The organism is Ammoniphilus oxalaticus (assembly GCF_003609605.1).
GTDB classification, from domain to species: Bacteria; Bacillota; Bacilli; order Aneurinibacillales; family RAOX-1; genus Ammoniphilus; species Ammoniphilus oxalaticus.
In genome coordinates this window covers 238,355-264,154 of the sequence record NZ_MCHY01000008.1, presented here as the reverse complement: position 1 = coordinate 264,154, position 25,800 = coordinate 238,355, and the positions used below count along the sequence as shown (strand labels likewise).

At 44.6% G+C, this 25,800-nt stretch carries 23 protein-coding genes and 1 pseudogene; 3 read left to right on the top strand and 21 right to left on the bottom strand.

Annotated elements, in window-relative coordinates; all coding sequences use genetic code 11:
* Positions 1–67: 67 nt before the first annotated feature.
* Entirely contained in the window at positions 68–598 is a 531-nt protein-coding gene (locus BEP19_RS07490; RefSeq protein ID WP_342767404.1) for a divergent PAP2 family protein, read from the bottom strand.
* A gap of 74 nt (positions 599–672) precedes the next feature.
* On the opposite strand from BEP19_RS07490, the gene BEP19_RS07485 reads away from it, so the two are divergent.
* Entirely contained in the window at positions 673–1,605 is a 933-nt protein-coding gene (locus BEP19_RS07485) for a Na/Pi cotransporter family protein (RefSeq protein WP_120189228.1), read from the top strand.
* Positions 1,606–1,631: 26 nt separating this feature from the next.
* Here the strand turns inward: BEP19_RS07485 and deoC are convergent, their stop codons facing one another.
* The 13 genes and pseudogenes from deoC to gpr form a co-directional block, all read right to left on the bottom strand.
* The gene (gene deoC, locus BEP19_RS17965) at positions 1,632–2,282 is read right to left on the bottom strand and encodes a deoxyribose-phosphate aldolase (protein WP_245983491.1); all 651 of its coding nucleotides are present in this window, start codon (positions 2,280–2,282) and stop codon (positions 1,632–1,634) included.
* A 54-nt stretch (positions 2,283–2,336) separates the two neighbouring features.
* Positions 2,337–2,717 (bottom strand): annotated as a pseudogene (locus tag BEP19_RS17960) (NUDIX hydrolase); the annotation flags it as partial.
* Positions 2,718–2,806: 89 nt separating this feature from the next.
* Positions 2,807–4,144 carry a tRNA (N(6)-L-threonylcarbamoyladenosine(37)-C(2))-methylthiotransferase MtaB gene (gene mtaB / locus BEP19_RS07475; protein WP_120189226.1) on the bottom strand — a complete coding sequence of 446 codons (1,338 nt, stop codon included), beginning with the start codon at positions 4,142–4,144 and terminating at the stop codon, positions 2,807–2,809.
* A 25-nt stretch (positions 4,145–4,169) separates the two neighbouring features.
* Complete coding sequence (locus BEP19_RS07470; protein WP_120189225.1) at positions 4,170–4,922, bottom strand: 16S rRNA (uracil(1498)-N(3))-methyltransferase; 753 nt, start codon at positions 4,920–4,922, stop codon at positions 4,170–4,172.
* 20 nt (positions 4,923–4,942) lie between these two features.
* Entirely contained in the window at positions 4,943–5,878 is a 936-nt protein-coding gene (gene prmA, locus BEP19_RS07465) for a 50S ribosomal protein L11 methyltransferase (protein WP_120189224.1), read from the bottom strand.
* A 33-nt stretch (positions 5,879–5,911) separates the two neighbouring features.
* On the bottom strand, positions 5,912–7,018 hold the full coding sequence (gene dnaJ, locus BEP19_RS07460; RefSeq protein ID WP_120189223.1) for a molecular chaperone DnaJ: 1,107 nt from the start codon (positions 7,016–7,018) through the stop codon (positions 5,912–5,914).
* A 107-nt stretch (positions 7,019–7,125) separates the two neighbouring features.
* Positions 7,126–8,958, bottom strand: a complete 1,833-nt coding sequence (dnaK, locus tag BEP19_RS07455) for a molecular chaperone DnaK (RefSeq protein WP_120189222.1) — start codon at positions 8,956–8,958, stop codon at positions 7,126–7,128.
* A gap of 36 nt (positions 8,959–8,994) precedes the next feature.
* A complete protein-coding gene (gene grpE / locus BEP19_RS07450; protein WP_120189221.1) occupies positions 8,995–9,549 on the bottom strand; it encodes a nucleotide exchange factor GrpE in 555 nt (184 codons plus the stop codon).
* Positions 9,550–9,961: 412 nt separating this feature from the next.
* Positions 9,962–10,999, bottom strand: coding sequence for a heat-inducible transcriptional repressor HrcA (gene hrcA, locus BEP19_RS07445; RefSeq protein ID WP_120189220.1), 1,038 nt, complete (start codon positions 10,997–10,999; stop codon positions 9,962–9,964).
* A gap of 85 nt (positions 11,000–11,084) precedes the next feature.
* Entirely contained in the window at positions 11,085–12,224 is a 1,140-nt protein-coding gene (gene hemW / locus BEP19_RS07440; protein WP_120189219.1) for a radical SAM family heme chaperone HemW, read from the bottom strand.
* A 73-nt stretch (positions 12,225–12,297) separates the two neighbouring features.
* A complete protein-coding gene (gene lepA / locus BEP19_RS07435) occupies positions 12,298–14,112 on the bottom strand; it encodes a translation elongation factor 4 (protein ID WP_120189218.1) in 1,815 nt (604 codons plus the stop codon).
* Positions 14,113–14,320: 208 nt separating this feature from the next.
* Positions 14,321–14,665, bottom strand: a complete 345-nt coding sequence (locus BEP19_RS07430) for a DUF3679 domain-containing protein (protein ID WP_170145303.1) — start codon at positions 14,663–14,665, stop codon at positions 14,321–14,323.
* A 20-nt stretch (positions 14,666–14,685) separates the two neighbouring features.
* Complete coding sequence (gpr, locus tag BEP19_RS07425) at positions 14,686–15,825, bottom strand: GPR endopeptidase (protein ID WP_120189216.1); 1,140 nt, start codon at positions 15,823–15,825, stop codon at positions 14,686–14,688.
* Positions 15,826–15,988: 163 nt separating this feature from the next.
* On the opposite strand from gpr, the gene rpsT reads away from it, so the two are divergent.
* Positions 15,989–16,255 (top strand): 30S ribosomal protein S20, encoded by a 267-nt coding sequence (rpsT, locus tag BEP19_RS07420; protein WP_120189215.1) that lies wholly within the window; start codon positions 15,989–15,991, stop codon positions 16,253–16,255.
* 70 nt (positions 16,256–16,325) lie between these two features.
* Here rpsT and holA read toward each other — a convergent pair whose 3' ends face one another.
* The 6 genes from holA to BEP19_RS07390 form a co-directional block, all read right to left on the bottom strand.
* Positions 16,326–17,363: a DNA polymerase III subunit delta gene (gene holA, locus BEP19_RS07415; protein WP_120189214.1), complete on the bottom strand. Its 1,038-nt coding sequence runs from the start codon at positions 17,361–17,363 to the stop codon at positions 16,326–16,328.
* A 27-nt stretch (positions 17,364–17,390) separates the two neighbouring features.
* On the bottom strand, positions 17,391–18,509 hold the full coding sequence (locus tag BEP19_RS07410) for an anti-sigma factor family protein (RefSeq protein WP_120189213.1): 1,119 nt from the start codon (positions 18,507–18,509) through the stop codon (positions 17,391–17,393).
* On the bottom strand, positions 18,506–19,054 hold the full coding sequence (locus BEP19_RS07405; RefSeq protein WP_120189212.1) for an RNA polymerase sigma factor: 549 nt from the start codon (positions 19,052–19,054) through the stop codon (positions 18,506–18,508). Before BEP19_RS07405 ends, BEP19_RS07410 begins: the two co-directional genes overlap by 4 nt.
* Before the next feature lie 20 nt (positions 19,055–19,074).
* The gene (locus BEP19_RS07400) at positions 19,075–21,465 is read right to left on the bottom strand and encodes a DNA internalization-related competence protein ComEC/Rec2 (RefSeq protein ID WP_120189211.1); all 2,391 of its coding nucleotides are present in this window, start codon (positions 21,463–21,465) and stop codon (positions 19,075–19,077) included.
* Positions 21,466–21,569: 104 nt separating this feature from the next.
* Positions 21,570–21,875 carry a YggT family protein gene (locus BEP19_RS07395; protein ID WP_120189210.1) on the bottom strand — a complete coding sequence of 102 codons (306 nt, stop codon included), beginning with the start codon at positions 21,873–21,875 and terminating at the stop codon, positions 21,570–21,572.
* Between the two features lie 76 nt (positions 21,876–21,951).
* Positions 21,952–22,365, bottom strand: a complete 414-nt coding sequence (locus tag BEP19_RS07390) for a deoxycytidylate deaminase (protein WP_120189209.1) — start codon at positions 22,363–22,365, stop codon at positions 21,952–21,954.
* Positions 22,366–22,516: 151 nt separating this feature from the next.
* On the opposite strand from BEP19_RS07390, the gene asnB reads away from it, so the two are divergent.
* On the top strand, positions 22,517–24,424 hold the full coding sequence (gene asnB, locus BEP19_RS07385; protein WP_120189208.1) for an asparagine synthase (glutamine-hydrolyzing): 1,908 nt from the start codon (positions 22,517–22,519) through the stop codon (positions 24,422–24,424).
* An 83-nt stretch (positions 24,425–24,507) separates the two neighbouring features.
* Here the strand turns inward: asnB and BEP19_RS07380 are convergent, their stop codons facing one another.
* Positions 24,508–25,797, bottom strand: a complete 1,290-nt coding sequence (locus BEP19_RS07380; protein ID WP_120189207.1) for a homocysteine synthase — start codon at positions 25,795–25,797, stop codon at positions 24,508–24,510.
* Positions 25,798–25,800 lie beyond the last annotated feature (3 nt).

Sequence of the window (25,800 nt, the reverse complement as noted above, 5' to 3'; positions counted from 1 at the left end):
CATTCGGAACATTTTGTCAGTTTGCGTTGTCGGAAAAGAACATGTTTTGACATTCTCGCTTAATCGCTTAATCTTTGCTTAATAAATAGCTTATCCCTCCTGCCAACATGCCGAGGATCGCGCCAGCGACTACTTCAGACGGTAAATGACCTAGTCTTTCTTTTAACAGCTTTCTTCGTTGTTGCTTCAAAGAAATTTCAGGATGTCTTTCTGATAACTCGGCCACCTTTTCCTCTAATTTGTTGACAGCAATCGCCGTTTCCCCCGCATGATAGCGGACGCCCGCGGCATCATACATCACAACCAATCCAAGCAACGCAGCAATCGCAAATTCGTGAGAGCTAAGTCCCTTCTTTAAACCGATGTACGTCGCTAAAGATGTCACCCCGGCGGAATGAGAGCTTGGCATTCCCCCCATTTTAAAAGCCGATTGTAAATCCCATTTTCCGTTTTCCATGTATTCAAACGGAAGTTTCAAAAACTGTGTGAGACCGATTGTAGACATCGCCGTTAAGAAGCCTTTATTCAATTTGCTCACCTCACTGCTTAAGTTTCCCTCACCGCTTAATCCCCATACGAATTTTGATTTGCTTGTCATGCCTGTCTCACTTTTTACATAACTATTACAAACGCGCTTTTTTCACGAAACGAATGACCCTTAGGAGCTGAACTATGAAAGAAATTGTCATCCCTGCCGCTGTTGGACTTACGATTTTTTTATTTGGTTTACAACTTATGCGAATCGGTTTAAATCATTTAGCGGGAGATAAATTAAAAAATGTTTTAACCCGTTTTACCAAAACGCCCACTCACGGGTTTTTCACTGGAACGATCGTTACCATGTTGATGCAAAGCAGCAGCGCAGTCACGGTGATCACGATTGGACTAACGAATGCTCGTTTATTAACCTTTCCGCAAACGATCGGGATTATTTTGGGAAGTAACATCGGGACAACAGTCACCCCGCAATTGATCGCATTAAATATTTCAGATTACGCCTTACCAACCTTCTTAATTGGTGCCCTGTTATGGTTTTTCCCATCGCATATCCTTCGTTGCAGCGGGCTTGCCCTAGCCGGTTTTGGTTGTATCTTCCTAGGCATGGACACAATGCAAATGATCGCGGAACCGATTAGAAAAATGGGCATACTTGAAGACCTGGTTCTAATGGGATCGGAGAACAGTGTAATTGGCATCATAGTGGGGACGGTCATCACGGCTCTCATCCAAAGCAGCACTGCGACAACAGCGATTACCATGAACTTTATCGGTGATCATTTAATTCCATTGTCAATGGCGATTGCTATTATTTTAGGGAGTAATATCGGCACTTGTGTAACCGCGCTACTCGCTTCGATTGGCGGTAATACGGCATCCATTCGCGTTGCCTGGTGTCACGTTATTTTAAATACGCTAGGCGTCGTTCTATTTATCCCCTTAATTGGGGCGCTGGCTTTGCTTATCACCACCTTGTCTAGTCATCCGCCAGCCCAAGTCGCTCATGCTCAAACAATTTTCAATGTCGCTTGTTCCCTCTTGGCCTTACCGTTTGCTACCCATTTTGGACGCCTGATTGAGTTCCTCATTCCACACAAAAAAAGCTGAAGGGTCTCCCTTCAGCTGTTGCCCGTTTAATAGTCGGATTGATTACCTTGTCCGCCTGTCACGATTGTAACTCCCGCGCTTGTTCCAATCCTCGTCGCTCCCGCCGCTATCATCGCCGCTGCTGTTTCATAGTCGCGGATTCCGCCTGATGCTTTTACGCCGATCTTCGCGCCAACGGTCTCTTTCATCAGACGAACAGCGCTCAATGTCGCGCCCCCGGTCCCAAAACCCGTCGATGTTTTTACAAGATCCGCTCCCGCTCGCGCGGCCAATTGACACGCTTGCTTTAATTCCGTTTCCGACAACAACCCTGTTTCTAAGATAACCTTGACGATTGCTTTTTGTTCCGCAGCCTCAACGACGGCTTGAATATCCTTTTTTACTTGATCATAATCGCCTGATTTCAAAGCGCCCAGATTAATGACCATATCAATTTCTGCCGCACCCCGCTCAATGGCTTGCTTCGTTTCAAACGCCTTTACTTCCATCGTTGTCGCTCCTAGCGGGAAACCAATCACTGTCGCCACGTTGATGTTTGTGTCGGATAATTGCTCCGCGCAAAATGCGACCCAATAGGGGTGAACACAGACAGCCGCAAAACGATATTTCCTCGCTTCATCGCACAATAGTTTAATATCCGACTGTGTCGCATCCGCCTTCAACAACGTATGGTCTATGTAATGATGAAGCTGAGCGACTTGTAGGAAAGTAAATGCCTTTTCTAATACGCGCCGATTATTGTCATAACCACGCTCTAACTGTTGCGACCAGGCGTCTGCCGCCGACATCCAGTTAACTTGCCTAATTTCCTCCAACTGAGCGGCAAGCGTTCCTGACAGAGCCTCCACTAAATAATAATGCGCCTCTTTCTCGATTTTTCCATGCTCAGAATGATCGTATTGATAATAAATGACATCAAGCGGTTGTACAATTTTTCCGTTGATTCCCGTTTCCTCTCGGATCTCTCTCAATGCGGTTTGTTGCAACATTTCTCCCGGTTCGCGCTTTCCTTTAGGCAAGGATATGTTCCCATAACGGTCTTCAATCATTAACACCTCGATCCCGCCCGACACCTTGCGGTAAACGACTCCTCCCGCTGCAATCTCCTTCATATTCAGGGTCCTCCTTTTTAAAATAAAAGTAGGGCGCTCCCTCCTTTACGCAAAGAAAGATACCCTACTAATGTCCCCGCCGCAAATCATTACACGATGATAGCGGGATCTAATGTTCTGACGAACGTCCCTTTACAATACTCAACTCCAGGTTCATCGATTCGAATCCGACATAGCTTTCCGATCAGGTCCGTAGAACCTTCAAATAAAACACGTAGATAATTATCAGAATACCCGTAAATTAAATTCGTCTGTTCTGACTCTGATTGAAACGGGCTTTCCGGGATCACATCCAGTATTTGTCCGACAAATTGATGAGCGTACTCCAAGGAAAATTGGTTAGATAGGTGAATCAAACGGTGGACTCGATCGTTCTTTACAGCTTCGTCCACTTGGTCCGTAAAATTCGCCGCCGGTGTGCCTGTCCGCTTTGAATAAGGGAATACATGCATTTCCGAAAATTGCATTTCTTCAATAAAACGATATCCTTCTTCAAACAGTTCATCCGTTTCCCCTGGGAACCCTACAATGACATCGGTCGTAATCGCAACACCAGGCATGATTTCTCGTATTTGAGCTAGTTTTGTTCGATATTCATCCGTTGTATATTTTCTTCTCATCCGACGTAATACAGGGTCACTGCCAGCTTGTAACGGAATATGAAGGTGACGACACATTTTTTCCGATGAATTAAGAGCAGCTAGCACATCGTCTGTGATCTGACTCGCTTCGATTGAACTAATTCGCACACGACTAAGCCCTTTAACCTTGCCCAGATCTATAAGCAGCTGAGCTAGACTGTAATCCTCTAGATCTTCACCATAACCGCCCGTGTGAATCCCCGTCAATACGATTTCTTGATAGCCCGCCGCCACCAATTTTTCAGCTTGCTCGATCACATTTTCTGGTTCTCGACTTCTCATCAGCCCGCGCGCCCATGGAATAATACAGAATGTGCAGAAATTGTTACATCCTTCTTGGATCTTCAGTGACGCCCTTGTTCGGTCACTAAAATCAGGCACATCTAACTCTTCAAACACACGCGTTTTCATAATGTTTTTTACAGCATTTATCGGCTCACGCGTTTTTCTATATTGTTCAATGAGCTCCATTAAATCTTCGCGTCCCTGTGTGCCTAGCACAATATCGACGCCTGGAATGTTGGCGACTTCGCCTGGAGCGGTTTGAGCATAACAACCCGTTACAACAACAATTCCATCCGGATTTCTACGGATCGCTCTGCGCATCACTTGCCTGCTTTTTTTATCACCCGTATTCGTTACTGTGCAAGTATTGATGACATAAACATCCGCTGGCCCTTCAAAGGAGACTTGTTCATAGCCCGCTGTTTTAAAGATTTGCCAGATCGCTTCCGTTTCATATTGGTTCACTTTACACCCTAACGTGTGAAAAGCAACTGTTGACATTGCGCGTAACCTCCTTTCCTTTGTACTAACTGGTTTGCATTTGTTCATAATAAAAAGATAAATAGGCAAGTCCAACTAACGCCGCTGTTTCTGTTCGCAAAATTCGTTTGCCAAGGCTAATCGTTTGAAAGCCGTTGGCAATCGCTTCTTCCACTTCTTGATCCGAAAAGCCGCCTTCGGGTCCAATCATAAGCAACACGGTTTTCCCTGCGGGGAGTGTTAAGATTTTTTCATATAGTGAAGTTGTCTGTTCATTTTCGTAAGCAAGTAAAGCAAGATCAACTTGCTTAGCCAGACCCAACGCTTGCTTCCAAGAATGCGCCGCTTCTACCTTTGGCAATCGCTTCCGATGGGACTGTTCAGCCGCCTCCTTAGCAATTTTCATCCACCGCCCAATCCGCCGTTGTTCTTTTTTTTGGTCCCATTGCACGATCGTTCGAGAGGAGCTAAAGGGAATGAATTGGACAGCGCCCAATTCTGTTCCTTTTTGAATAACCCATTCCATCTTATCTCCCTTAGGCAAACTTTGGGCGATCCAAACTGAAATCGGAAGTTCTCGCTCTTCCGCTAGCTCCTCAACAATCTCGCAAACGACCTGTTCCTTTTCTATTTGCTTTACTTCAACTAAGAAACAGGCGCCTTGCGAATTGCAACAAATCAAATGATCGCCAGCTGAAGATCTCATGACCTTGGATATATGCGAAACGTCATCTCCTGTGATTCGAACTTCTGACTGACCGCTGTCGATTGAACTATCATCAACAAAATATCTTTGCATCTATTACCGACCCCATTTGATTACTTTTTAGAGACAATTGAAACCCATCCATCCAATCTTGCGCAATCGACAATGGTAAATCCAACTTCTTTTAAAGCGGACTTAACTTCTTCCTCTTTTTCAGCAATAATCCCTGAACAGATAAAAGCTCCGCCCACGACGAGCAAACGATAGGCATCTTCGACAAAGCGAACGATAATTTCAGCAAGGATATTAGAAATAATCAGGTCAACTGGCTCCGTGATTCCTTCTAATAAATTATTTTGTTTAGCGCTAATTTTATCCGATAATTGATTGAGTTCAACATTCATTTTTGTGGATTTTACAGCAATTTCATCCAAATCCATGGCCAGAACTGAACTTGCTCCCAACTTTGCGGCGGCAATACTCAAAATACCGGAACCGCTGCCGACATCGATCACACCGGCGCCAGGGGTAACATGATTTTCCAACGAACGAATACAAAGCGCGGTCGTTGGATGCGTGCCCGTGCCGAAGGCCATGCCAGGGTCTAGTTCAATCACAAGTTCATCTTGTTCCTTCGGTGTATACTGTTCCCAGGTCGGTCGGATCGTAATCCGTTCGGATATTTGAATGGGTTTATAATATTTTTTCCAGGCCGTTTCCCAATCCTCATCGTCTACCTCAGAATGTGTAATTTCACCTTTCCCAATCGGAATGTCAAATTGGACAAGGTTATCAATCGATAATTGAATATCTTCGATAATCTTTGTTAGATCACCATCTACAGGTAGATAAGCTTTGACGATGACACCTTCAGTTGGGTAATCTTCAGCCGCTAGCTCATAAATCTCGCCCAGTGAAACATCCCATTCACGCGCTAACATTTCGGGATCCTCAATCACTACACCGCTAGCTCCTGTTTCATGTAATATATTCGAAACGGCTTCCACCGCTTCTTGCGTTGTATGCACACTAATTTCTGACCACTTCATTGCCTGTCACCCCTCCGCAGGATTTACTACCTTTCAGTCGCCTCGAAAAGCTCGTTTCATTTTCCCAAAAATAGATGATTCCTCCTCTGAGGCTTTCAGTCCGGAAATTTCACCAAATTCCCGCAGCAATTCTTTTTGTTTCTCTGTCAACTTTGTTGGTGTAACAACGGCAACTCGAACAAGTTGGTCGCCACGCCCGCTTCTTCTTAAATAAGGCACTCCTTTTCCGCGAATACGAAATAACGTTCCGGTCTGTGTACCGGCTGGAATCTTTAATTTCACTCGTTCATCCACTGTCGGAACTTCAATTTCGTCCCCTAATGCCGCTTGAGCAAAACTAATAGGAATTTCGCAGTAAATATGATTTCCATCCCGTTCAAAGAAGTCGTCCTGTTTAACGCGCATCACTACATAAAGATCTCCCGGAGGACCTCCATTCACCCCCGGTTCTCCCTCGCCAGGCACCCTTAATTGAGCTCCTTCGTCGACGCCCGCAGGAATGCTTAAGTGAATCTTTCGACGTTTACGCACCGTTCCAATTCCGCGGCACTCTGAGCATTTTACTTTAATTAGCGTTCCTTTTCCACCGCAAGATGAGCACGTTCGACGGTTAACAACCCGACCGAAAGGTGTATTAGCGACTTGCTCCTGTTGTCCGCTGCCGCGACAAGTTTGACACGTGTCCACTTCAGTGCCCGGTTGAGCCCCTGAACCGTGACACAAATCGCATTCCAAATCTTTCGGTATCTCTATTTCTTTTTCTAGTCCAAAAATGGCTTCTTTAAACTCTAAGGGAAGTGTATATTGAAGATCTGAGCCTTGCTGCGGAGCATTCGGATTTCTCCGACCGCCACCGAAGAACATATCAAAGATATCCCCAAACCCGCCGAAGTCTTGAGCTCCAAACCCACCTTGCTGATCCGTTGCCGCATGTCCATATTGATCGTACATCGTTCGCTTTTCGGCGTCGCTTAACACATCATAAGCTTCCTTAACTTCTTTAAATTTATCTTCAGCATCGTCCGCCTTATTAACATCAGGATGATACTTTCGCGCCAATTTTCGATACGCTTTTTTAATCTCATCTTCCGATGAGCTTCGATCCAAGCCAAGGACATCATAATAATCCCGTTTACTCATTGAATTCACTCCCGCATCTTTTTAAGACCTTTTGCGCTCTCGCTATTATTTTACGAAAAGGGAAAAAAGTCAAAGCCAAATTGGCCTTGACTTTTCTCGCCCGGTCATTATTTTTTGTCTTCATCGACGACTGTATAGTCCGCGTCCACTACATTCTCTTTATTTCCAGATGGCTGTTCTTCAGCGCCAGGTTGACCTTCCGCTCCAGCCGCTTGAGCCTGCTCATACAACTTTACGGAAAGTTGTTGCACGATCTCAGACAACTGATCCTTACTTTGCTTGATGCCTTCTAGGTCTTCGCCCTCTAAAGCTGTCTTTAATTTTTCCTTCGCCTCGTTCGCTTTATCAACTTCCGCCTGATCTACTTTACCTTCTAAGTCAGTTAAAGTCTTCTCAGTAGCGAAAATTAACTGTTCTGCTTCATTGCGCGTCTCTACTTCTTCTTTACGGGATTGGTCCGCTTCCGCATTTGCTTCAGCATCCTTGACCATACGATCGATTTCTTCATCGCTCAGACCAGATGAGGCTGTGAGTGTAATCGCCTGTTCTTTGCCTGTTCCTAAATCTTTCGCCTTTACATTCACAATTCCGTTCGCGTCAATATCAAAGCTCACTTCGATTTGTGGAATACCGCGCGGAGCTGGAGGAATATCCGACAATTGGAAGCGTCCCAATGTTTTATTATCCGAAGCCATCGAACGCTCCCCCTGTAACACATGAATATCCACTGAAGTTTGATTATCCGCCGCTGTTGAGAACACTTGCGACTTACTTGTCGGAATCGTCGTATTTCGATCGATCAATTTCGTCATAACGCCTCCAAGCGTTTCAATCCCTAATGATAACGGAGTCACGTCCAATAACACGACATCCTTGACATCCCCTGTCAAAACACCCGCTTGAACCGCAGCCCCTAAAGAGACTACTTCATCGGGATTAACGCCTCTGTGCGGTTCCTTTCCTATAAATTTAGAGATCGTTTCCTGCACCGCTGGAATTCGCGTAGAACCCCCAACCAGAATGACTTTATCAATTTGATTTGGAGCTAATCCAGCGTCTTGCAGCGCTTGACGAGTCGGACCCATCGTTCTTTCCACAAGATGGGATGATAGCTCTTCAAATTTGGCTCTAGATAGGCTTAATTCTAAATGTTTTGGTCCCGTAGCGTCAGCCGTGATAAATGGAAGAGAAATCGATGTTGTGGACACACTGGATAGATCTTTCTTCGCTTTTTCAGCCGCGTCTTTTAAACGTTGCAACGCCATATTATCTTGGGATAAATCAATCCCTGTATCTTTCTTAAACTCTGCAGTTAAATGATCAATAATGACTTGGTCAAAATCATCCCCGCCCAATTTATTGTCGCCTGAAGTCGCTTTTACTTCAAAGAAACCCTCGGACAATTCCAAAATAGACACGTCAAACGTACCCCCGCCAAGGTCATACACAAGGATTGTTTGGTCGTCCGATTTCTCCAATCCGTACGCTAAAGCAGCCGCTGTTGGCTCGTTTACGATTCGCAATACTTCTAAACCGGCGATCGTTCCCGCATCCTTTGTCGCTTGACGCTGGCTGTCATTAAAATACGCTGGAACTGTAATTACCGCTTTTTCCACCTTTTCTCCTAAATATGCTTCAGCATCAGCCTTTAGCTTTTGCAGGATAATCGCAGAAATTTCTTGCGGCGTATATGCGCGCCCTTCCATGTCTTCTTTGTGATCTGAACCCATATAACGTTTAATAGAAAGAACCGTGTTCGGATTGGTAATCGCTTGTCGTTTCGCAACTTCTCCTACGATTCTTTCTCCGTCCTTAAAAGCGACAACAGATGCCGTTGTGCGATCGCCTTCCGCATTCGGGATAATTACAGGCTCCCCGCCCTCCATTACCGCCACACAAGAGTTGGTTGTTCCTAAGTCGATTCCTATTACTTTACTCATCATCGTAACTCCTTCCGCTTATAATATGTCTGACATTTACCCATTTACTTTGACCATTGACGGTCGAATCACACGATCTTTTAACATGTATCCTTTTTGCAGTTCTTGAAGCACCACGCCTGATTCGGCAGCTGGATTTTCCTCTTTCATCACCGCTTGATGATACTGCGGGTCAAACGGATTGCCTTCCGCCTCAATCGGAACAATGCCTTCTTGTTCAAATATTTGCAGAATTTGACGATAAACCATTTCTACACCTTTTAACAGTGACTCGCCATCCCCCGCATTTTCAGGGGCTAATGCCCGCTCTAAGTTATCTACAGCAGGTAATAAGCCTTCCGCAAGCGATTGAACAGCATATTTCAGCAAGTCCTCCCTCTCTTTGCGGGAGCGCCTGCGAAGGTTTTCAAGATCTGCTTGTACGCGCAGGTAACGATTGTAATTTTCTTCAGCCTCCTGTTTCGCCAACGTTAGCGAATCGACCTCTGCTTCAGTCGCTTCAGTCTCCGCATCCGCTTGTTGCGGTTGCTGATCTGTGTCCAGCTCGCCTTCAGGTCTCTCTTCCTCGACTACTTTCTTTTCATCAGACACTGGTCTTTCACTCCTGTCCCTGATCTTCAGATTACTCTTTCATCCGAATCCCAGTTTGAATTCTAAGTATGCTCCTCGCCATCTCTTCGACAACTTTTAAAGCATACACTTTAACAAGAGTCGGATCAAAATCACCGGACTCTCGCCAATCGAAAACGTCTCATTTTATCAGTTTCGCTTCATTTTTCTATGTAATACCCTCATCTTTCAATCCACGAAACAATCATACCTAACTACCTTTTCAAGATTATATTTAAAGGCCATCCTAATTTCAAGGAAGCGGCAGGCCGACCCTCTCTCCCATTACCGATTGCCTACCACTGCCACCCCTTACGTCGATAGCAGGCAAAATTGTTCCCGCTTAGGGCAGCAATGAAGGCGATTCGAACCTCGACGCTGTAAGTTTGCGCGATTATGATTGACCACCCTTATAAAATCGGTCAAGCGCTTGCGAAAGATCTTTTGCTATAAAGTCTACAACACCGATCACTTTTCCATACTCCATCCGTGTAGGTCCCAAAATCCCAATCGATCCGATTGGGGTTCCATCAAGGTGAAAGGTGGCGCTAATAATACTGCAGTTATTAATCGCGATTTCCCTATTTTCGGTGCCGATCTTTACTTGAATTCCTTCAACGGCTGTATTGAAATGTTTGATCAGCTGATCACTTTGCTCTAAAAACTCTAAGATTTCTTTTACCTTCTCTACATCCCGAAATTCGGGTTGCATCATAATATTTGTCGTGCCTTTTAACACGACGTGTTCCTCTGTTTCTGTTTGGAAGGTTTGTTCGATCAATTGCAAAGCGGATTCGTAGTCATCCAATAACCTCTGCAATTCAGTCGTCAATTCCTGATGCACATGCTTCTTCAAATCAGGCAGATCGATCCCAGCTAACTTGATATTCAAGAAATTGACGAGCTTCTCTATTTCTTCGATCGGCACTCCTTCCGGCACACGGATCGTTTTATTTTGCACTCTTCCCGTAGTCGTTACAATAATTGCAACAGCTGTTGTTTCATTTAAAGGGATCAGTTGAATTTGTTTTAATTTAGCGTCCCTTACCTCGTATCCTAAGACAATCGAAGTATAATTTGTTAAACTAGAGAGTATCGCGGCAGTTTGATTGGCAATCTGTTCAGCGGCATAATATCGCTCCGCTAATAATTGTCTTGCCTGTTGAACATCGGCTGGCTTCAATTGAAATGGGCTAAGCAGATGATCAACATAAAATCGATAGCCTTTTTGAGAAGGTATCCTCCCCGCTGAAGTATGCGGTTGTTCCAAGAAACCCATTTCCTCTAAGTCCGCCATCTCGTTACGAATCGTTGCTGAGCTGAACTTAATGTCTTTACGTTTGGAAATTGTGCGAGAACCGACCGGCTCCGCTCCTTGGATATAATTGTCAACGATAGCATTTAGAATCTGAATCTGACGTGTCGTTAACATCTTCTTCACTCCTTGTTAGCACTCACTCACAACGAGCGCTAATACCTTCTAGATTAAAAATACCAAACCAACTTTCCCTTGTCAACTATTCCAAAAAACGCGCAAAAACTTCATTTCCAAAAGGAATCCCTCGTTTGGTCAATCGAATGCGATCTCCTTGTTCTTCAAGTAAACCTTTATTTTTTAACTCCTCCAAAACAGGTCCAAATTGGGTTGCCAGTTCAATCCCATATCGCTCGTAGAAAACGTTTTTAGAAACGCCTTCAAGCAAACGTAACCCCATAATCATAAAATCTTCCATCGCTTCTGATGGGGCAACAAAATGTTGCTCAATCCGCGGTAATCCCTTTTCTTTCACTAACTGAATATAGTGATCCACGGGTCCAGCATTCTCATGGCGTTCACCGTGGACATAGCCATGCGCGCCGGCGCCAATTCCATAATATTCACAGTTCCGCCAATACGTTTTATTGTGGCGACTCTGAAAACCTTCTTTTGAAAAATTACTGATTTCATATTGAGTATACCCTTCTTCAGCCATTCTGTGTCGAACGACTTCATACATTTCCACTTCATCATCTTCGGGCGGAAGAGCCAGCTGATTTTTCTCATATAGAACATGGAATAACGTGTTTTCCTCCACTTGTAAACTATATGCTGAAAAATGTTGCAAATCTAACGAAAAGGCGATGTCGAGCGTTTCGTGAAAAGTAGTCAAGGTTTGTTTGGGCAACCCGAAAATTAAGTCGATTGAAATATTATCAAATCCCGCCCGTTTAGCGGCCGCGATGCTTTGTAACACTTGTCCCGAATCATGCATGCGCCCAATCTCTTTCAACAGCGCATCATTGAAGGATTGAGCGCCATAACTTAAACGGTTAATGCCCCCTTGGCGCATGATAACCAATTTTTCATAATCTGTCGTGCCTGGATTGGCTTCCATCGAAAACTCCATGCTTGGCGCTTGGTCTGGAAATACCCTTTGGACGGATTGAAGAAAGTAGCGCATCTGTTCATGATCTAAAAATGTCGGTGTGCCTCCACCGACAAAAATCGTTTCCACTTGTTGCGCGGGGACCCTACGAACCGTCTGTTTCATTTCTTCTTCCAACGCATAAAGGTAATTCCAAATCAGCTCCGAATCTTTTGTAACATAGGAGTTGAAATCACAATAAAAACATTTGTTAGTGCAAAATGGAATATGAATATATACTGAACGAGGCAATTATAACCCTCCCTATAAGCGGATAGATAGGAAAAGGCCTTGGCCGCGTAGCCAAAGCCTATCCCGTCACGCTTTATTTATTGTCCATTTGCAGAACCGCCATGAAAGCTTCTTGGGGAACCTCTACGCTCCCAACTTGTTTCATGCGCTTCTTTCCTTCTTTTTGCTTTTCAAGCAATTTTCTTTTCCGCGAAACGTCACCGCCGTAACATTTAGCTAAAACGTTTTTACGCATCGCTTTAATTGTTTCCCTGGCAATTACCTTCTTGGCGATTGAAGCTTGAATCGGCACCTCGAACATTTGTCTTGGAATCAATTCTCGCAGCTTCTCGCAAAGCGCGCGTCCGCGTTCATAGGATGAGCCTTTATGGACAATAACGGATAACGCATCAACTAATTCACCGTTCAGCATTATATCTAGTTTTACCAAATCAGAAGAACGATAACCGATTATTTCATAATCGAAGGAAGCATATCCCCTCGTATTCGATTTCAACTGATCAAAGAAATCGTAAATGATTTCAGAGAGCGGCATATCATAAACGATTTGCACACGAGTTTCATCTAGATATTGCATATCTTTAAAATCACCGCGTTTACCCTGACACAACTCCATAATCGCTCCGACAAAATCTTTCGGCACCATAATGGATGCTTTTACATACGGTTCTTCAATTTTATCAATCAATTGGGCATCGGGCATCGTGGATGGATTATCGATGATGATCTCTTCGCCGTCTGTTTTGGTGACATGATAAATAACACTCGGCGCCGTCGTAATTAACGTAATGCCAAATTCACGTTCGATTCGCTCTTGTATGATTTCCATATGAAGCAGACCTAAGAAGCCGCAACGGAAACCAAATCCTAATGCTTGCGAAGTCTCAGGTTCATACTGTAACGAGGCGTCATTAAGCTCTAGCTTCTCTAACGCTTCCCTCAAATCGTTATACTCTGAAGTATCGACTGGGTATAATCCACAGAAGACCATTGGATTGATTCTGCGATATCCTGGCAAGGCTTCTTCAGCTGGATGGTCCGCGCATGTAATCGTATCCCCCACTCGCGTATCGCCAACCGACTTGATACTAGCCGCAATAAAACCAACATCTCCAACCGTTAATTCATCAACAGCGATTGGAAAAGGAGAAGATGTCCCTACCTCTGTGACTTCGTAAACGGTGTTGGTCGCCATCATCTTAATTCTCATGCCTTTACGTAGTGTTCCGTTAACGACACGTATATTTGCGATCACGCCGCGATAAGAATCATAGGACGAATCGAAAATTAATGCTTGCAGTGGAAGATCCGGGTCCCCTGATGGAGCCGGCACTTTTTGCACAACTTGTTCAAGTATGTCTTCAATACCGATTCCGGCTTTGGCGGACGCAAGCACCGCTTCACTCGCATCGAGCCCGATCACATCTTCTACTTCTTTTTTAACTCGATCCGGATCCGCGTTCGGCAGGTCAATTTTATTAATCACTGGGATGATCTCTAAATCACTGTCTACGGCAAGATAGACGTTGGCTAACGTCTGAGCTTCAATCCCTTGGGCCGCGTCAACGACCAACAACGCCCCCTCGCACGCCGCTAAACTTCGCGAAACCTCATATGTGAAGTCGACATGCCCTGGTGTGTCAATTAGATGTAAAATATATTCCTGCCCATCCTTTGCCTTATACAATAGGCGTACTGCATTCAATTTGATCGTGATTCCGCGCTCTCTCTCCAAGTCCATTGAGTCCAAAAATTGGTTTTCCTTTTCCCTGTCACTCAATGTGCCTGTAAATTCAAGAATCCGATCCGCTAACGTTGATTTTCCATGGTCGATATGGGCAATAATAGAAAAATTCCGAATCTGTTGCTGTCTTGCGCGTCTATCCATCGTTATTAACCTCCCTGAGGCAAAAATGCGCTAATAATAATTATATCAGGGAAACTGTTACGAGGCAATAATTTGCTTTGGGCCACAGGTTAAGGGGTATAAAAAAACGTCCACCATCCGCCAATTGAGGTGAACGTTCATAACTTTGAATAACTGGCGAGAACCTGACCGCTCTTCCATATTTATAGGACAAAAGTCGATGATCCGTTTAAAAACGAGTCATCCACTCTAACGCTTTTTGAGAAATTGAGGTCAACCATTGTCCAATCTGATCTCCCCTTGGTTGCCTGACTGGTTGTTCCTTTCCTGCCCCTGACGTAGCTGAATAGGTTTGAAAAAGCGGTAAAATAGTTTCTTCCTCAATTACGTAATCTCTGCCCAAAACAGTCATCTCCATTTTTCCGTCCCCGCGTTGAGCCAATTGAAAAGACTGTGAGGGACCATCAGCCACGCCTTCGACGTGTCGAATCCCTTGTTCAGCCAAATGAATGCCTGTAATCATCAATAATCCCGTTAGCGCCACAAGTGTCATAAATTGCAGTCTCCACTTCATCCGCATCCCCCTAACATCCTTTAATGCGTATAAGCTGCAACATTTGTTCTATCGACTTTTTCGTGTAACGCGGCGTTTAAGCCGTTTGCAATGATATTGGCCATGTCCTCAACGAATTCATCCACTTCTTTCGGCGTAACGATTAAGTTATGACCTAACGGCTGCAACGTTTCTCGGATTAATTGACGTTTATCTTGTTCAGACAAGGAGCCAACAAGACCCATGATCACTTTTTTCCCTTCTTCCGTCGGGAGGTCTTGCGCTGTAAGCGGCTTGGTGTTTCCAATCGGCAAATTCACTCCATCGGGCGTCAACCGGCTAGCGGCTGGCGGATTAGCGCTCTCATTTATCTGTCTTCCTAAATGGGCTAAAACGTAATCAATCGTATCACTCGCGATGGAAGCCGCATCAACTACCGTTGGAACACCAATCGCAATGACAGGAATACCTAACGCCTGTTTCGTTAGCGGTTTTCTTTTATTTCCAACCCCCGAACCGGGATTGATGCCTGTATCTGAAACTTGAATCGTCGTATTCACCCGCTCTAACGCGCGCGAAGCCAACGCGTCAATTGCAATTACAAAGTCAGGCCTTGTTTTTTCAACAATGCCGTACACAATCTCGCTTGTCTCGATTCCCGTAATCCCCAACACACCAGGCGAGATCGCGCTCACTTGGCGATAGCCATCTTCTACATGTTCCGGCATTAATTCATATAAATGGCGGGTAACAAGCAAATGATCAACGACGATCGGACCTAAGGCGTCGGGTGTCACATTCCAGTTTCCCAGTCCAACAACTAGCGCTTTATGATCGGGTCCAATTCCGACATCCACCAAAAATTGATGGAAAGCTTGCGCAAATTTTGTCGCCACACTATTTTGTAACTCCGTATCTTTATTTCTTAGCCCCGGAACTTCTAACGTAAGATAACGCCCTGGTAATTTGCCAATCTGTTGAGCCCCTTCTACGTTTTTCACATTGACTCTCGTTAACCGAATTCCGTCGGCTTCTTCGGAATTCATTTCCACACCGGTAAATTGGACTATGCCTGTTCGTTCCGTAGCCAACTGATGCGCTTCCAAAGCTAAATCTGTTCGAATCGAATAATAACTTAAATCAAGTTCATCCGACTTCAACTCATCATGATCTGAACGCATCACACACACCTCACCCTTACATATTTTTACATTAACTATCATGCAATAAAACCGACTCTTTTATACTAATCATCATTGCAATTTGGTCAAAAACATGATAATATATTTTTTGTTGTCTTAAACTAAGAAATCTTACCTCAACGAGTTCAAGGAGGTGAATCTGATGCCAAATATTAGATCTCAAATCAAAAGCGCAAGAAAGAATGAGAAGAGACGCGAGCGCCGCGCCGCTCAAAAATCTGCTCTTCGCACAGCGCTTAAAAGCGTAGAATTAGCGGTTGCCACAAATGACCTTGCGGCAGCTCAAGGGGCGTACAAGCTTGCTGCTAAGAAGCTTGACAAGGCTGCTACTAAAGGTCTTATCCATAAGAACGAAGCTGCTCGCAGAAAGTCGCGCTTAGCCCAAAAGGTAAATGGCGTAACTGCGTAGATGATGAAAAAAGGCTGACTCAGATAAGTCACTTGTTCTGACTTATTTGAGATCAGCCTTTTTTTCTTTGCTACGCTCTCACCTGAAGCAAATCCTTTATTTTCATCATAAACAATTCCATCGATAGAACTTTATCAATTTGACCTGATTTTATTCGAAAATCTTCCTCCGCTAAATAAATCAAAATCGATCGCAACGCAGCCTCGCTAAACCGAGCGGATTTATCAGCCGCAAGTTTTATCGGATAGGGGTGAACACCAAGCTGTGAAGCCATTTGGCGTTGCGTATATCCCTTCTGGGTAAGTACCTTAACTTGAAGTATCATCCGAAATTGACGAGCCAATAAATGCAGTACAGTGAGCGGTTCTTCATTGTTTTTTAGTAGATCGTAAAAAATCCGCATCGCCTGCTCTAATTCCAGCGCGGATACTTTATCAATCAAACCAAAAATATTCTCTTCTAGCGTCCTAGACACGAGCTGATCGACAACCTCTTCTGTAATGACCCCGCCCTGTCCAACAAACGAAGCTATTTTTTCTATCTCCTGCGTTAGTCGGCGTAAATCTTGCCCAACGATTCGCTCTAGCGCCGTCGCTGCCCCTTGCTCTAGCTGCGCATGCTGTTTGTTAGCCTGACGAACCATCCAGGCCCAGAGCTCTTGTCCATGCATTGGCGGGAAAGATACGACCGTATTATCCTTCTGTAACTGCTTGACGATCTTTTTCCGTCCGTCTAGTTTTTCCGTCTCAGCAATCAGGATTAACACGGTCGTCTCCATTGGCTGATCAACGTATTTTTGAATAGAATCCAGGTCATGCTCAACAGCTGAGTTCGACTTCCCTCCTGTCAGAAAAAAGGCGTTTTTTACAATGACAATTCTTCGCTCGTCCATAAAAGGCATTGTCTCTGCGTCAAGCACCGCCTCTTGAATAGGCGTCTCCTCGAGATCGTATAGGCTAAAATTAAAATCAATCGCCGCTTCGTCAAGAACTTGTTGTTTCATAAATTGAATAAATTCCTCGATCATAAACGTCTCTGCCCCATACAGGACATACACGGGAGCTATCTTGCCTTGTCCAGCTTGCTTAAATATTTCTCGATAATTCACCGTACCTCCCCCTTCTTTTTTGCGCGCTTATTTTTTCACCACTTGTTTTTCTTTGACATCAATCAACCACGTTTCAGATTGTTTCGAATCGGCGGATTCCAGTCGATACTGTAAATGAGTCCCATCAATCCACTCAAAACTCGCTTGCGCCTCAATCCCCCACGCATCTGTTCGAAACACCTCTGTCCCCGCGCGATTTGTAATCACAATCCGATCTTCCTGTACGCGCGCGATCCACTGACCATCTGGCGAAGTTATGCCATTGTCTTGCTCAGGAAGCGAAATCATGGCTCGATTCATGAGCTTTTCCGGCAGTGGTGAGGCCAATAAAGAAGATTTCGATTCCGCGGATCTCTGTTGCGGCGAAGTTTCAGGAGCTAGCGCGAGCGCCTTATCCTTATCACTTTCAACACCATTTTTATCGATCCTTTCTTCCGTTTTGCTCGGTTCTCGTTGCTGGACCGTTTCCTGCTCAGTCGAAGCGTTGGGTTGGGGGTTAGGCTTAGTTTCTGGTTTGGATTCAGAAGCAGCTTGCGGTTCTTGCTTTACCTCCTCCTTAGCGGGTTGCCTATTTCGCTCCACATCCTTGTTTAAGGACTTGTCTCCACTGCCTTGCTCTTTCGCAAGCAGCGTATCATCAATCGATTTGGATTGGTTTTCTGTTGGCGTGGAATCTTCTCTATCACCTGTTGGTTCCGATCGTTCAGTTGTCCGATCATCTAGCATTTTCCCTTCCAGCGCGCTTTCTGAACGTATCATCTGATCCTTCAAATCAGAAGTTGTAAATATTTTATCCGACAAAACCCACATACAAGCAGCAGCCAGTCCACCCGCAACGATCGACCAACTTTTCCATCGAGCCGTTTTCATCTCGTGAAGTCGTTTGCTGACCCGATCATCTTCCGTTATAAGCTTGTCTTCAGGCGCTTCCTCTATTAACTGAGGCAAAATTTCATCAACAAGACTGTACGGCGGCTTTACCTGCGGTAAATTCTCTAAATTAAGTGATAAGCTCTTTAAATTTGTATAAATTTTTTGGCATTCGGGACACTGATTGAGGTGCTGTTCCATCGCTAAATATTGTTTTTCCGTTAAATCATTATCTAGATCCCTTTGCATATTTTCCATCGTCTCAGCGCAGCTCATACTCGAACACCACCTTTCTCATAATCTGAAAGAAGTTCTTTCAACTGTTGTCTAGCCCGAAACAAGTGCGATTTGACCGTATTAATCGGTAGCTCTAACGTTTCGGAAATCTCCGCATAAGAAAAGTCTTGTAAGTATCGAAGAATGACAACTTGCCGCTGGCGACTGGGCAGTAAATTAATCGCGTCTTGAATATCTTTGGCCATATGTGATAACTGAACTTCTTCTTCAACATTTGCGTCATCCTCTAATGGAAATTCATGTTCATCTATGGAAACGGCATCTCGCTTCCTGCGAAAATGGTCCATGCAAACATTCATCACGATCCGTTGCGTCCAGGTTGAAAACTTTGCTTTTGCCTGGTAGCTTTTAATATTTTTATAGATTCGAATTAACGCTTCCTGGGAGGCATCCATCGCATCTTGCTGATTTTTTAAAACATAAAATGCTGTACGGTAGATTTCATTTTCTATTTCTCTAAGCAGTTGAATGAGGGCATCGGTGTCGCCCGTTTGAGCGGCTCTGATCAACTCTGCTTCCGTCACTCCTGTTCCCCCCTATACAATTACTGACGCATCCGCCCCTTATTATGTTGCAGGGATGTCATCACATTCCAATCTACTTTGCCTATCTCTAGTGTAATCGATCCCGATTGATCTGTACGTAAAATTTTCGCATGATACTCTTCCAGCGTAGCCAACGTATTGGGATGAGGGTGTCCAAAACGATTTTTATTACCGACGGTAATAACTGCAATACTCGGTTTCAATGCAGCGACCCACTCTTTACCAGTCGAAGTCTTACTTCCGTGATGTCCAACTTTTAAAACATCAACCGGACCGACTATATTTGCTTCAAGCAATTGCCGCTCTCCCTCTTCCTCTAAATCCCCTGTAAATAAAATCCGTTTACCATAGGCCTCGAGTAGTAATGTAATCGATTCATTATTCGCGTTAGACATTGGATTTTCCGTCGGATGAAGAATCGTCCAAGCGACTGACTCCGAATCTCGCCACTGGTCCCCTCTTTTGCCCCAATAGAGCGGGATCGCTTTTTGTTTTAAAGTAGTAAACAGCTCTTTTTCCAACACAGTGTCAGGAGCTTGTCCATTACCAATTACTTGCTCAACCTTCATTTCCCTAAAGACGGCAGCCAGCCCGCCGATATGATCACTATGACCGTGCGTCATGATCACAGTATCGATTCGATTGATCCCCTTCGCTTTTAGAAAGGGGACGACAACCTTTTTCCCAGGATCATACGGTTCTTTTCGTTTTCTCCAACTATCCTGCTCATCATGATAATATGGCGCAGCGCCGCCGCTATCGGTTAAATAAACGCGACGTTGCGGTGTCTCCACCACGATCGCATCACCTTGGCCAACATCTAAAAATGTTATCACTACCTTTTCATCTTGAAAAGAGAGCAGCGGTAAACACAGGATTATGAGCAATCGCCCCAAATGCGGATGGAGCCACCGACGACCGCGTAAAATATGCGGCAACAGCATGAGCGTAATGTAGTAGACGATACACCACCAGAGTGAAGGACTTGATACATACGTTTGCATATGGTTTATTCCTGCCGCCCACTCTAAGACAGCGTATACCCACTCCAACATTTTAGAAATCAAATTAGCCAATAGAAACGGAAGGGACGGATGAATCAAACCGAGCAGCGCAGAAATGAAACCGAATGGAATGATGATATAAGAAAAAAGAGGAACAAACACGAAGTTAATGAGGGGGGAAAGAAAATGAAATTGATGAAAGTAATAGAGGAGGAGCGGCGTCGAGGCTAATTGGGCGCTAATCGTCACAGCGAGTAAAGAACGAATGAACTGACCACCAGGAAGCCGTTCCATTAACGGGCCCGTCAAGATTAACAACCCCCACGTAACGACAAACGATAATTGAAATCCAACATGCCACAGTTGGTAAGGATCCATCAGCAATATCAACAAGCAAGCGACGCCCCAAAAATTCAAACCATCGCTGGAGCGATGAAAATAGCGGGCAATCAACACGGCGATGGCCATAACCGCAGCCCTAGTTACAGACGGCGCGGCCCCAACTACCAAGGCATAGAGCGGAACGAACAAAATCGTTAAGATCAGTTTTGTTTCCCTCGTTAGCCCCGCCAGCCCGCTCAATTTGAACAAGCCCCCGACTAACACCGACATATGAAGACCTGAAATAGCCAACACATGAGCCAACCCTAACTTGGCGTATGTATCCGTTATTTCCGCGGATAAATCATGACGCATGCCCAAAGTCAATCCCTTAATCAATCCGCTTGTCGAACTGGGAAACACATCCTCAACCACTTGGGCAATCCTTTGCTGCAGCTGGTCGACTCGATAGCGTGGATTGAATGGAGAGGGAGGAACAATTTTCAAGTCAGAATACGAAGCGGGTTTTAGGGTCCAATGGATTCCTTGATAATACAAATAGCGTTTATAATCAAATGCGTTGGGATTACGCGGTGGGTTTACAGCGAGGATCGGTGAGAGAAATGTTAGTGAGGCGCCAGAACGGAGTTGTTCGGCTTGTTCGCGTTCCTGTTTATTTTTCAGGGGAATATAACACTCCGTTTTTTCATTGACAGACGCTCCCGCTATGTTTCGAATTCGAAGTGTAAACCGCATCGAATCACCATCAACTTTTACAGGAGAAAGGATGTCACCTTCAATATGTTGCAATTCTGTTGAAGCAGACAGTTGCGTTTGATGGATCCGATCGTAAAACGTGTAGTAACCGACCCCGAATGACCAAAGGAGCAAACAAATGAGCAGGAGTTTCCATTGTTTTGTAAATGCCATCGTGGTCAGGGCCACAACAGACACGATCAGCAACGCCAAAGCCGCAGCCCATTTGTGAGTGTTTAGAAAAAAATGGGCGCAAAGCAAGCTGAAAACATACAAAAGCGACACCCAGTAAAGGGGTCTTTTCTTCAAAAAGCATCCTCTCCTTTCTTCCCTTTATCATACCTGATTATTGGCAGAAAAAAAGCCCCTCCTAAAAGGGGACTATGTAAACTTTTCGAACATTCGGTTGAAAACTATACGTTTATAAATCGAAATACTTGAACCAATCCGTCCAGCAAAAATCCAGACAAAAAACGATAAGCGATAAAAGCAACAATCGGCGAAATATCAATCATTCCTAGTGGCGGAATAAAACGACGAAATATTGATAAGTATGGCTCGGTTATACGAAAGAGAAATTCCGCGAACCGATTACCTTGCAGTTGGGGCAACCAAGATAAAAGGATCCTCGCGATTAATGCATAATAATACAGCTCGATAAGTTTGACAGCCCCTTGTAAAATCAGCGCAGATATTGGTCCCAATTGACGTTCCTCCATGATTGTTTTCTTCTCCCACATCCAAAACGGTTATAGTCCCCGCTTCTAGGAGTTAGGATCTACTAGAAACCGCGACTTACTCTCGAGCTAAGTGAACAACTTCCACTCCTTGTAAGAAAACGCGATTCCGTTCATTCTTGTACGGGTGACTAAACACAATGCGCCTGACTCCCGCTTGATTGAGCAGCTTAGAACAAGTTTCACAAGGCTCATGTGTGACATAAGCCGTGGCGCCTTGGATTTCGTTTCTTCGCGCGTGGATAATCGCATTTTGCTCGGCATGAATCGTGCGGATGCAACGGCCTTGCTCATTAAGCAAACACCCTACTTCCGTACAATGTTCATGCCCCTGGATGGATCCATTATAGCCAGTGGAAACAATCGCTCTCTCTTTAACGATGACACAACCAACCGCTAATTTGTTGCAGGTTGATCGCGTGGCCACAACATCAGCTATATCTAAAAAGTATTCATCCCACGATTTCCTCATGCCTATTCCTCCCGCTCTTTCGACTCATTCACATTGTACCACAGCAAGCGCTAAGATTATAAGATATACAGATTGATCAAGAAAAAATTGCTTCTCAAAAAAAAGAATGCTAAAGTGTAATCGTACATTTTACAATAAAAGGAGCTTTACCATGTGTGGATTTGTTGCTCTTTACAATAAAACGAAACAACCTGTTTCTCAAACAAGTTTAAATCAAATGACAGACTTGCTCTCCCATCGGGGACCAGATGATGCTGGTTCCCATCTTGACAAATATGTTGGCCTTGGCTTCCGTCGCCTAAGCATCATTGATCTAAAAGGCGGAAGACAACCCCTTTGCAATGAGACAGGAGACATTTGGATTACATTTAATGGTGAGATTTACAATTATCAAGAATTACAAAGCTGGCTCAAAGATCGTGGCCACCGATTTAAAACAGATTCGGATACGGAAACGATCGTCCACCTCTATGAAGAAGTCGGTTTTGATTGTCCTAAGCACTTGCGCGGGATGTTCTCGTTTATGATCTGGGATCGGAAGAAGCAAATTTTGTTCGGGGCAAGAGACCATTTTGGCGTCAAACCTTTTTACTGGACAGAGACTGCCGATTCTTTTGCGTTTGGCTCTGAAATTAAAAGTCTTTTGGAAGCGCCAGGAACAGAAAGGAAGGTAAACCCGACTTCCTTTTATCACTACTTAACCTTTCAATACGTTCCAGACCCAGATACGATGTTCGAGGGCATTCACAAACTCCCGCCCGGTCATAGCATCACGATCAAAGAGGGCGAGATGAAAATCGAACCCTACTGGTCGGTTGAATTTAAACCGGAAGATCGCCCTTTCTCCCATTTTGTGGAAGGAACAAGAGAAGCGCTAAAGGAGTCTGTCGACAAACACCTCGTTAGCGATGTTGCCCGAGGCTCATTTTTATCTAGCGGAATCGATTCATCTAGCATAGTCGCCTTAATGAGACAGCATGAGGATGTAAAAACATTTACGGTTGGCTTTGATATTCCTGGATATAGCGAGCTAGACATTGCTCGAGAGACGGCGCAATTTTTAAAGTCGGATCATTACGAACTGAAAATCACCGCGGATCGCTATCTCGAAGAATTGCCACGGCTAATTTGGCATCAAGATGAACCTGTTGCAGATCCCTCCGCAATCGCTCTTTACTTTGCGGCGGAACTTGCCAGTCAACATGCGTCTGTTGTGTTATCAGGCGAAGGAGCTGACGAATTTTTTGGCGGGTACAACATCTATCGAGAACCTCATTCGTTGCGTCACCTAACCCGTATGCCGACTTGGATGCGAGCTTCGTTAGGCAACTTTGCTTCCTTGTTGCCCGAAGGTGTCAAAGGAAAGAGTTTCTTGATTAGAGGATCAAAAGAAGTGGAAGATCGATTCTTCGGAAATGCATTGATTTTTTCCGAGGAGATGAAACAAAAAATAGCGACAACAAACTTAGGCGCAGATCCCGCGTATAGGCGAGCGGATGAAATTACGGCAGAAATATACGAACGGGCCCACGCTTATGACGACGTAACGAAAATGCAATATTTAGACATCCATACATGGATGCGCGGAAACATTCTCATGAAAGCAGACAAAATGACGATGGCAAATTCATTGGAACTACGTGTCCCGTTTGTCGATCCGAAAGTGTTTGAATTCGCGGCAACGATCCCAACAAAGTACAAAATAGCGAACGGAACAACAAAATATGTATTACGGGAAGCGATGAAAGACCTATTACCTCCGCAAATTAAAAGCAGGAAAAAACTCGGTTTTCCCGTTCCCACTCGTCATTGGCTTAAACATGACTTTTATGACTGGGCCAGGAACTTAATTTATACATCAGAAACGGACGAGTGGATCAACAAATCCTTCGCGCTCCATATGCTTAAAGCGCACAAAGAAGGAAAAGCCGATTACGGTCGAAAAATTTGGACATTGCTTGTGTTTATGCTGTGGCACCAAATCTTTATCGAGCAAAAGATTTCGTTTGGTCCTTATGTTAGCCCCTATATTGAATCCCGCCGACAGCAAGCGAGATAAGCGTTGATACTATCCGTTGCTCAGTATAAAAGTAAATGCCCAGTATGGTAACGTTCCATACTGGGCATTTATTGTTCGCTTTATTACTTTTGGCTCGCGCGCAGCGCTTGATCCAAATCGTATAAAATATCATCAATCGACTCTAAACCGACAGACAGTCGAACCATGTCCGCTGAAACACCCGCTTCATGCAAACTTGCTTCATCCAACTGCTGGTGCGTTGTACTTGCTGGGTGAATGACCAACGATTTTGCATCGCCAACATTTGCCAAGTGGGAGAAGATCTCCAGACTGTTAATAAACTTTTTACCTTCTTCGATCCCGCCTTTTAAACCGAACGTAAAGATCGAACCTGGTCCTTTCGGCATATACTTCTTCCCTAATTCGTAGTATGCGTTTGTCTCCAAACCTGGGTAATTGACCCAAGAAACAAGTTCATGACCATCCAAAAACTCAGCGACTTTTTGCGCGTTTTCAACGTGGCGATCCATTCTGACCGGCAATGTTTCCAACCCTTGTAAAAACATGAACGAGTTAAATGGAGATAGCGCTGCCCCAATATCACGCAACAAAGTCAAGCGGGCTTTCATGATATAAGCAAGTGGACCAAGCGCGTCCGTATAAACGAGTCCATGATAACTTGGGTCCGCTTCGGTTAACAATGGGAACTTGCCGTTATCCCAGTTAAATTTCCCCGCATCAACAATGATTCCCCCGATTGATGTGCCATGTCCGCCAATAAACTTCGTTGCCGAGTGAACAACAATATCCGCTCCGAAATCGATCGGTCGGCAAATATAAGGTGGTGTAAACGTGCTATCGACGATCAATGGAATACCGTGTTCATGCGCAATATTTGCGATTGTTTCAATATCCGCAACATTGATCCGCGGATTTCCGATCGATTCGATAAATACCGCCTTTGTCTTTTCATTGATCTTCTCGCTAAATTGTTCAGGCTCGTCCACATCAACAAAATGAACGGTAATCCCTAGTTTAGATAACGTATGGGCGAATAGGGCGTACGTTCCTCCGTAAAGACTGCTTGATGATACGATTTCATCACCCGCCTGGGCAATGTTTAAGATCGCATATGTAATCGCAGCTTGTCCAGAAGCTGTAGCTAACGCGCCAACGCCTCCCTCTAACTGAGCAACCCTTTGTTCAAATGTGTCTTGAGTTGGGTTCATAATGCGTGTGTAAATATTACCCGGCTCTTTTAATGAAAATAAATCTGCCGCATGATCTGTATCGTTAAAAACGTAAGAAGATGTTTGATATATCGGTACAGCTCGCGAATTGGTAGTCGGATCAGGCACTTGGCCACCATGCAGAGCAATTGTTTCGAGACCTAACTTGCGTTCCTGTGACATTCC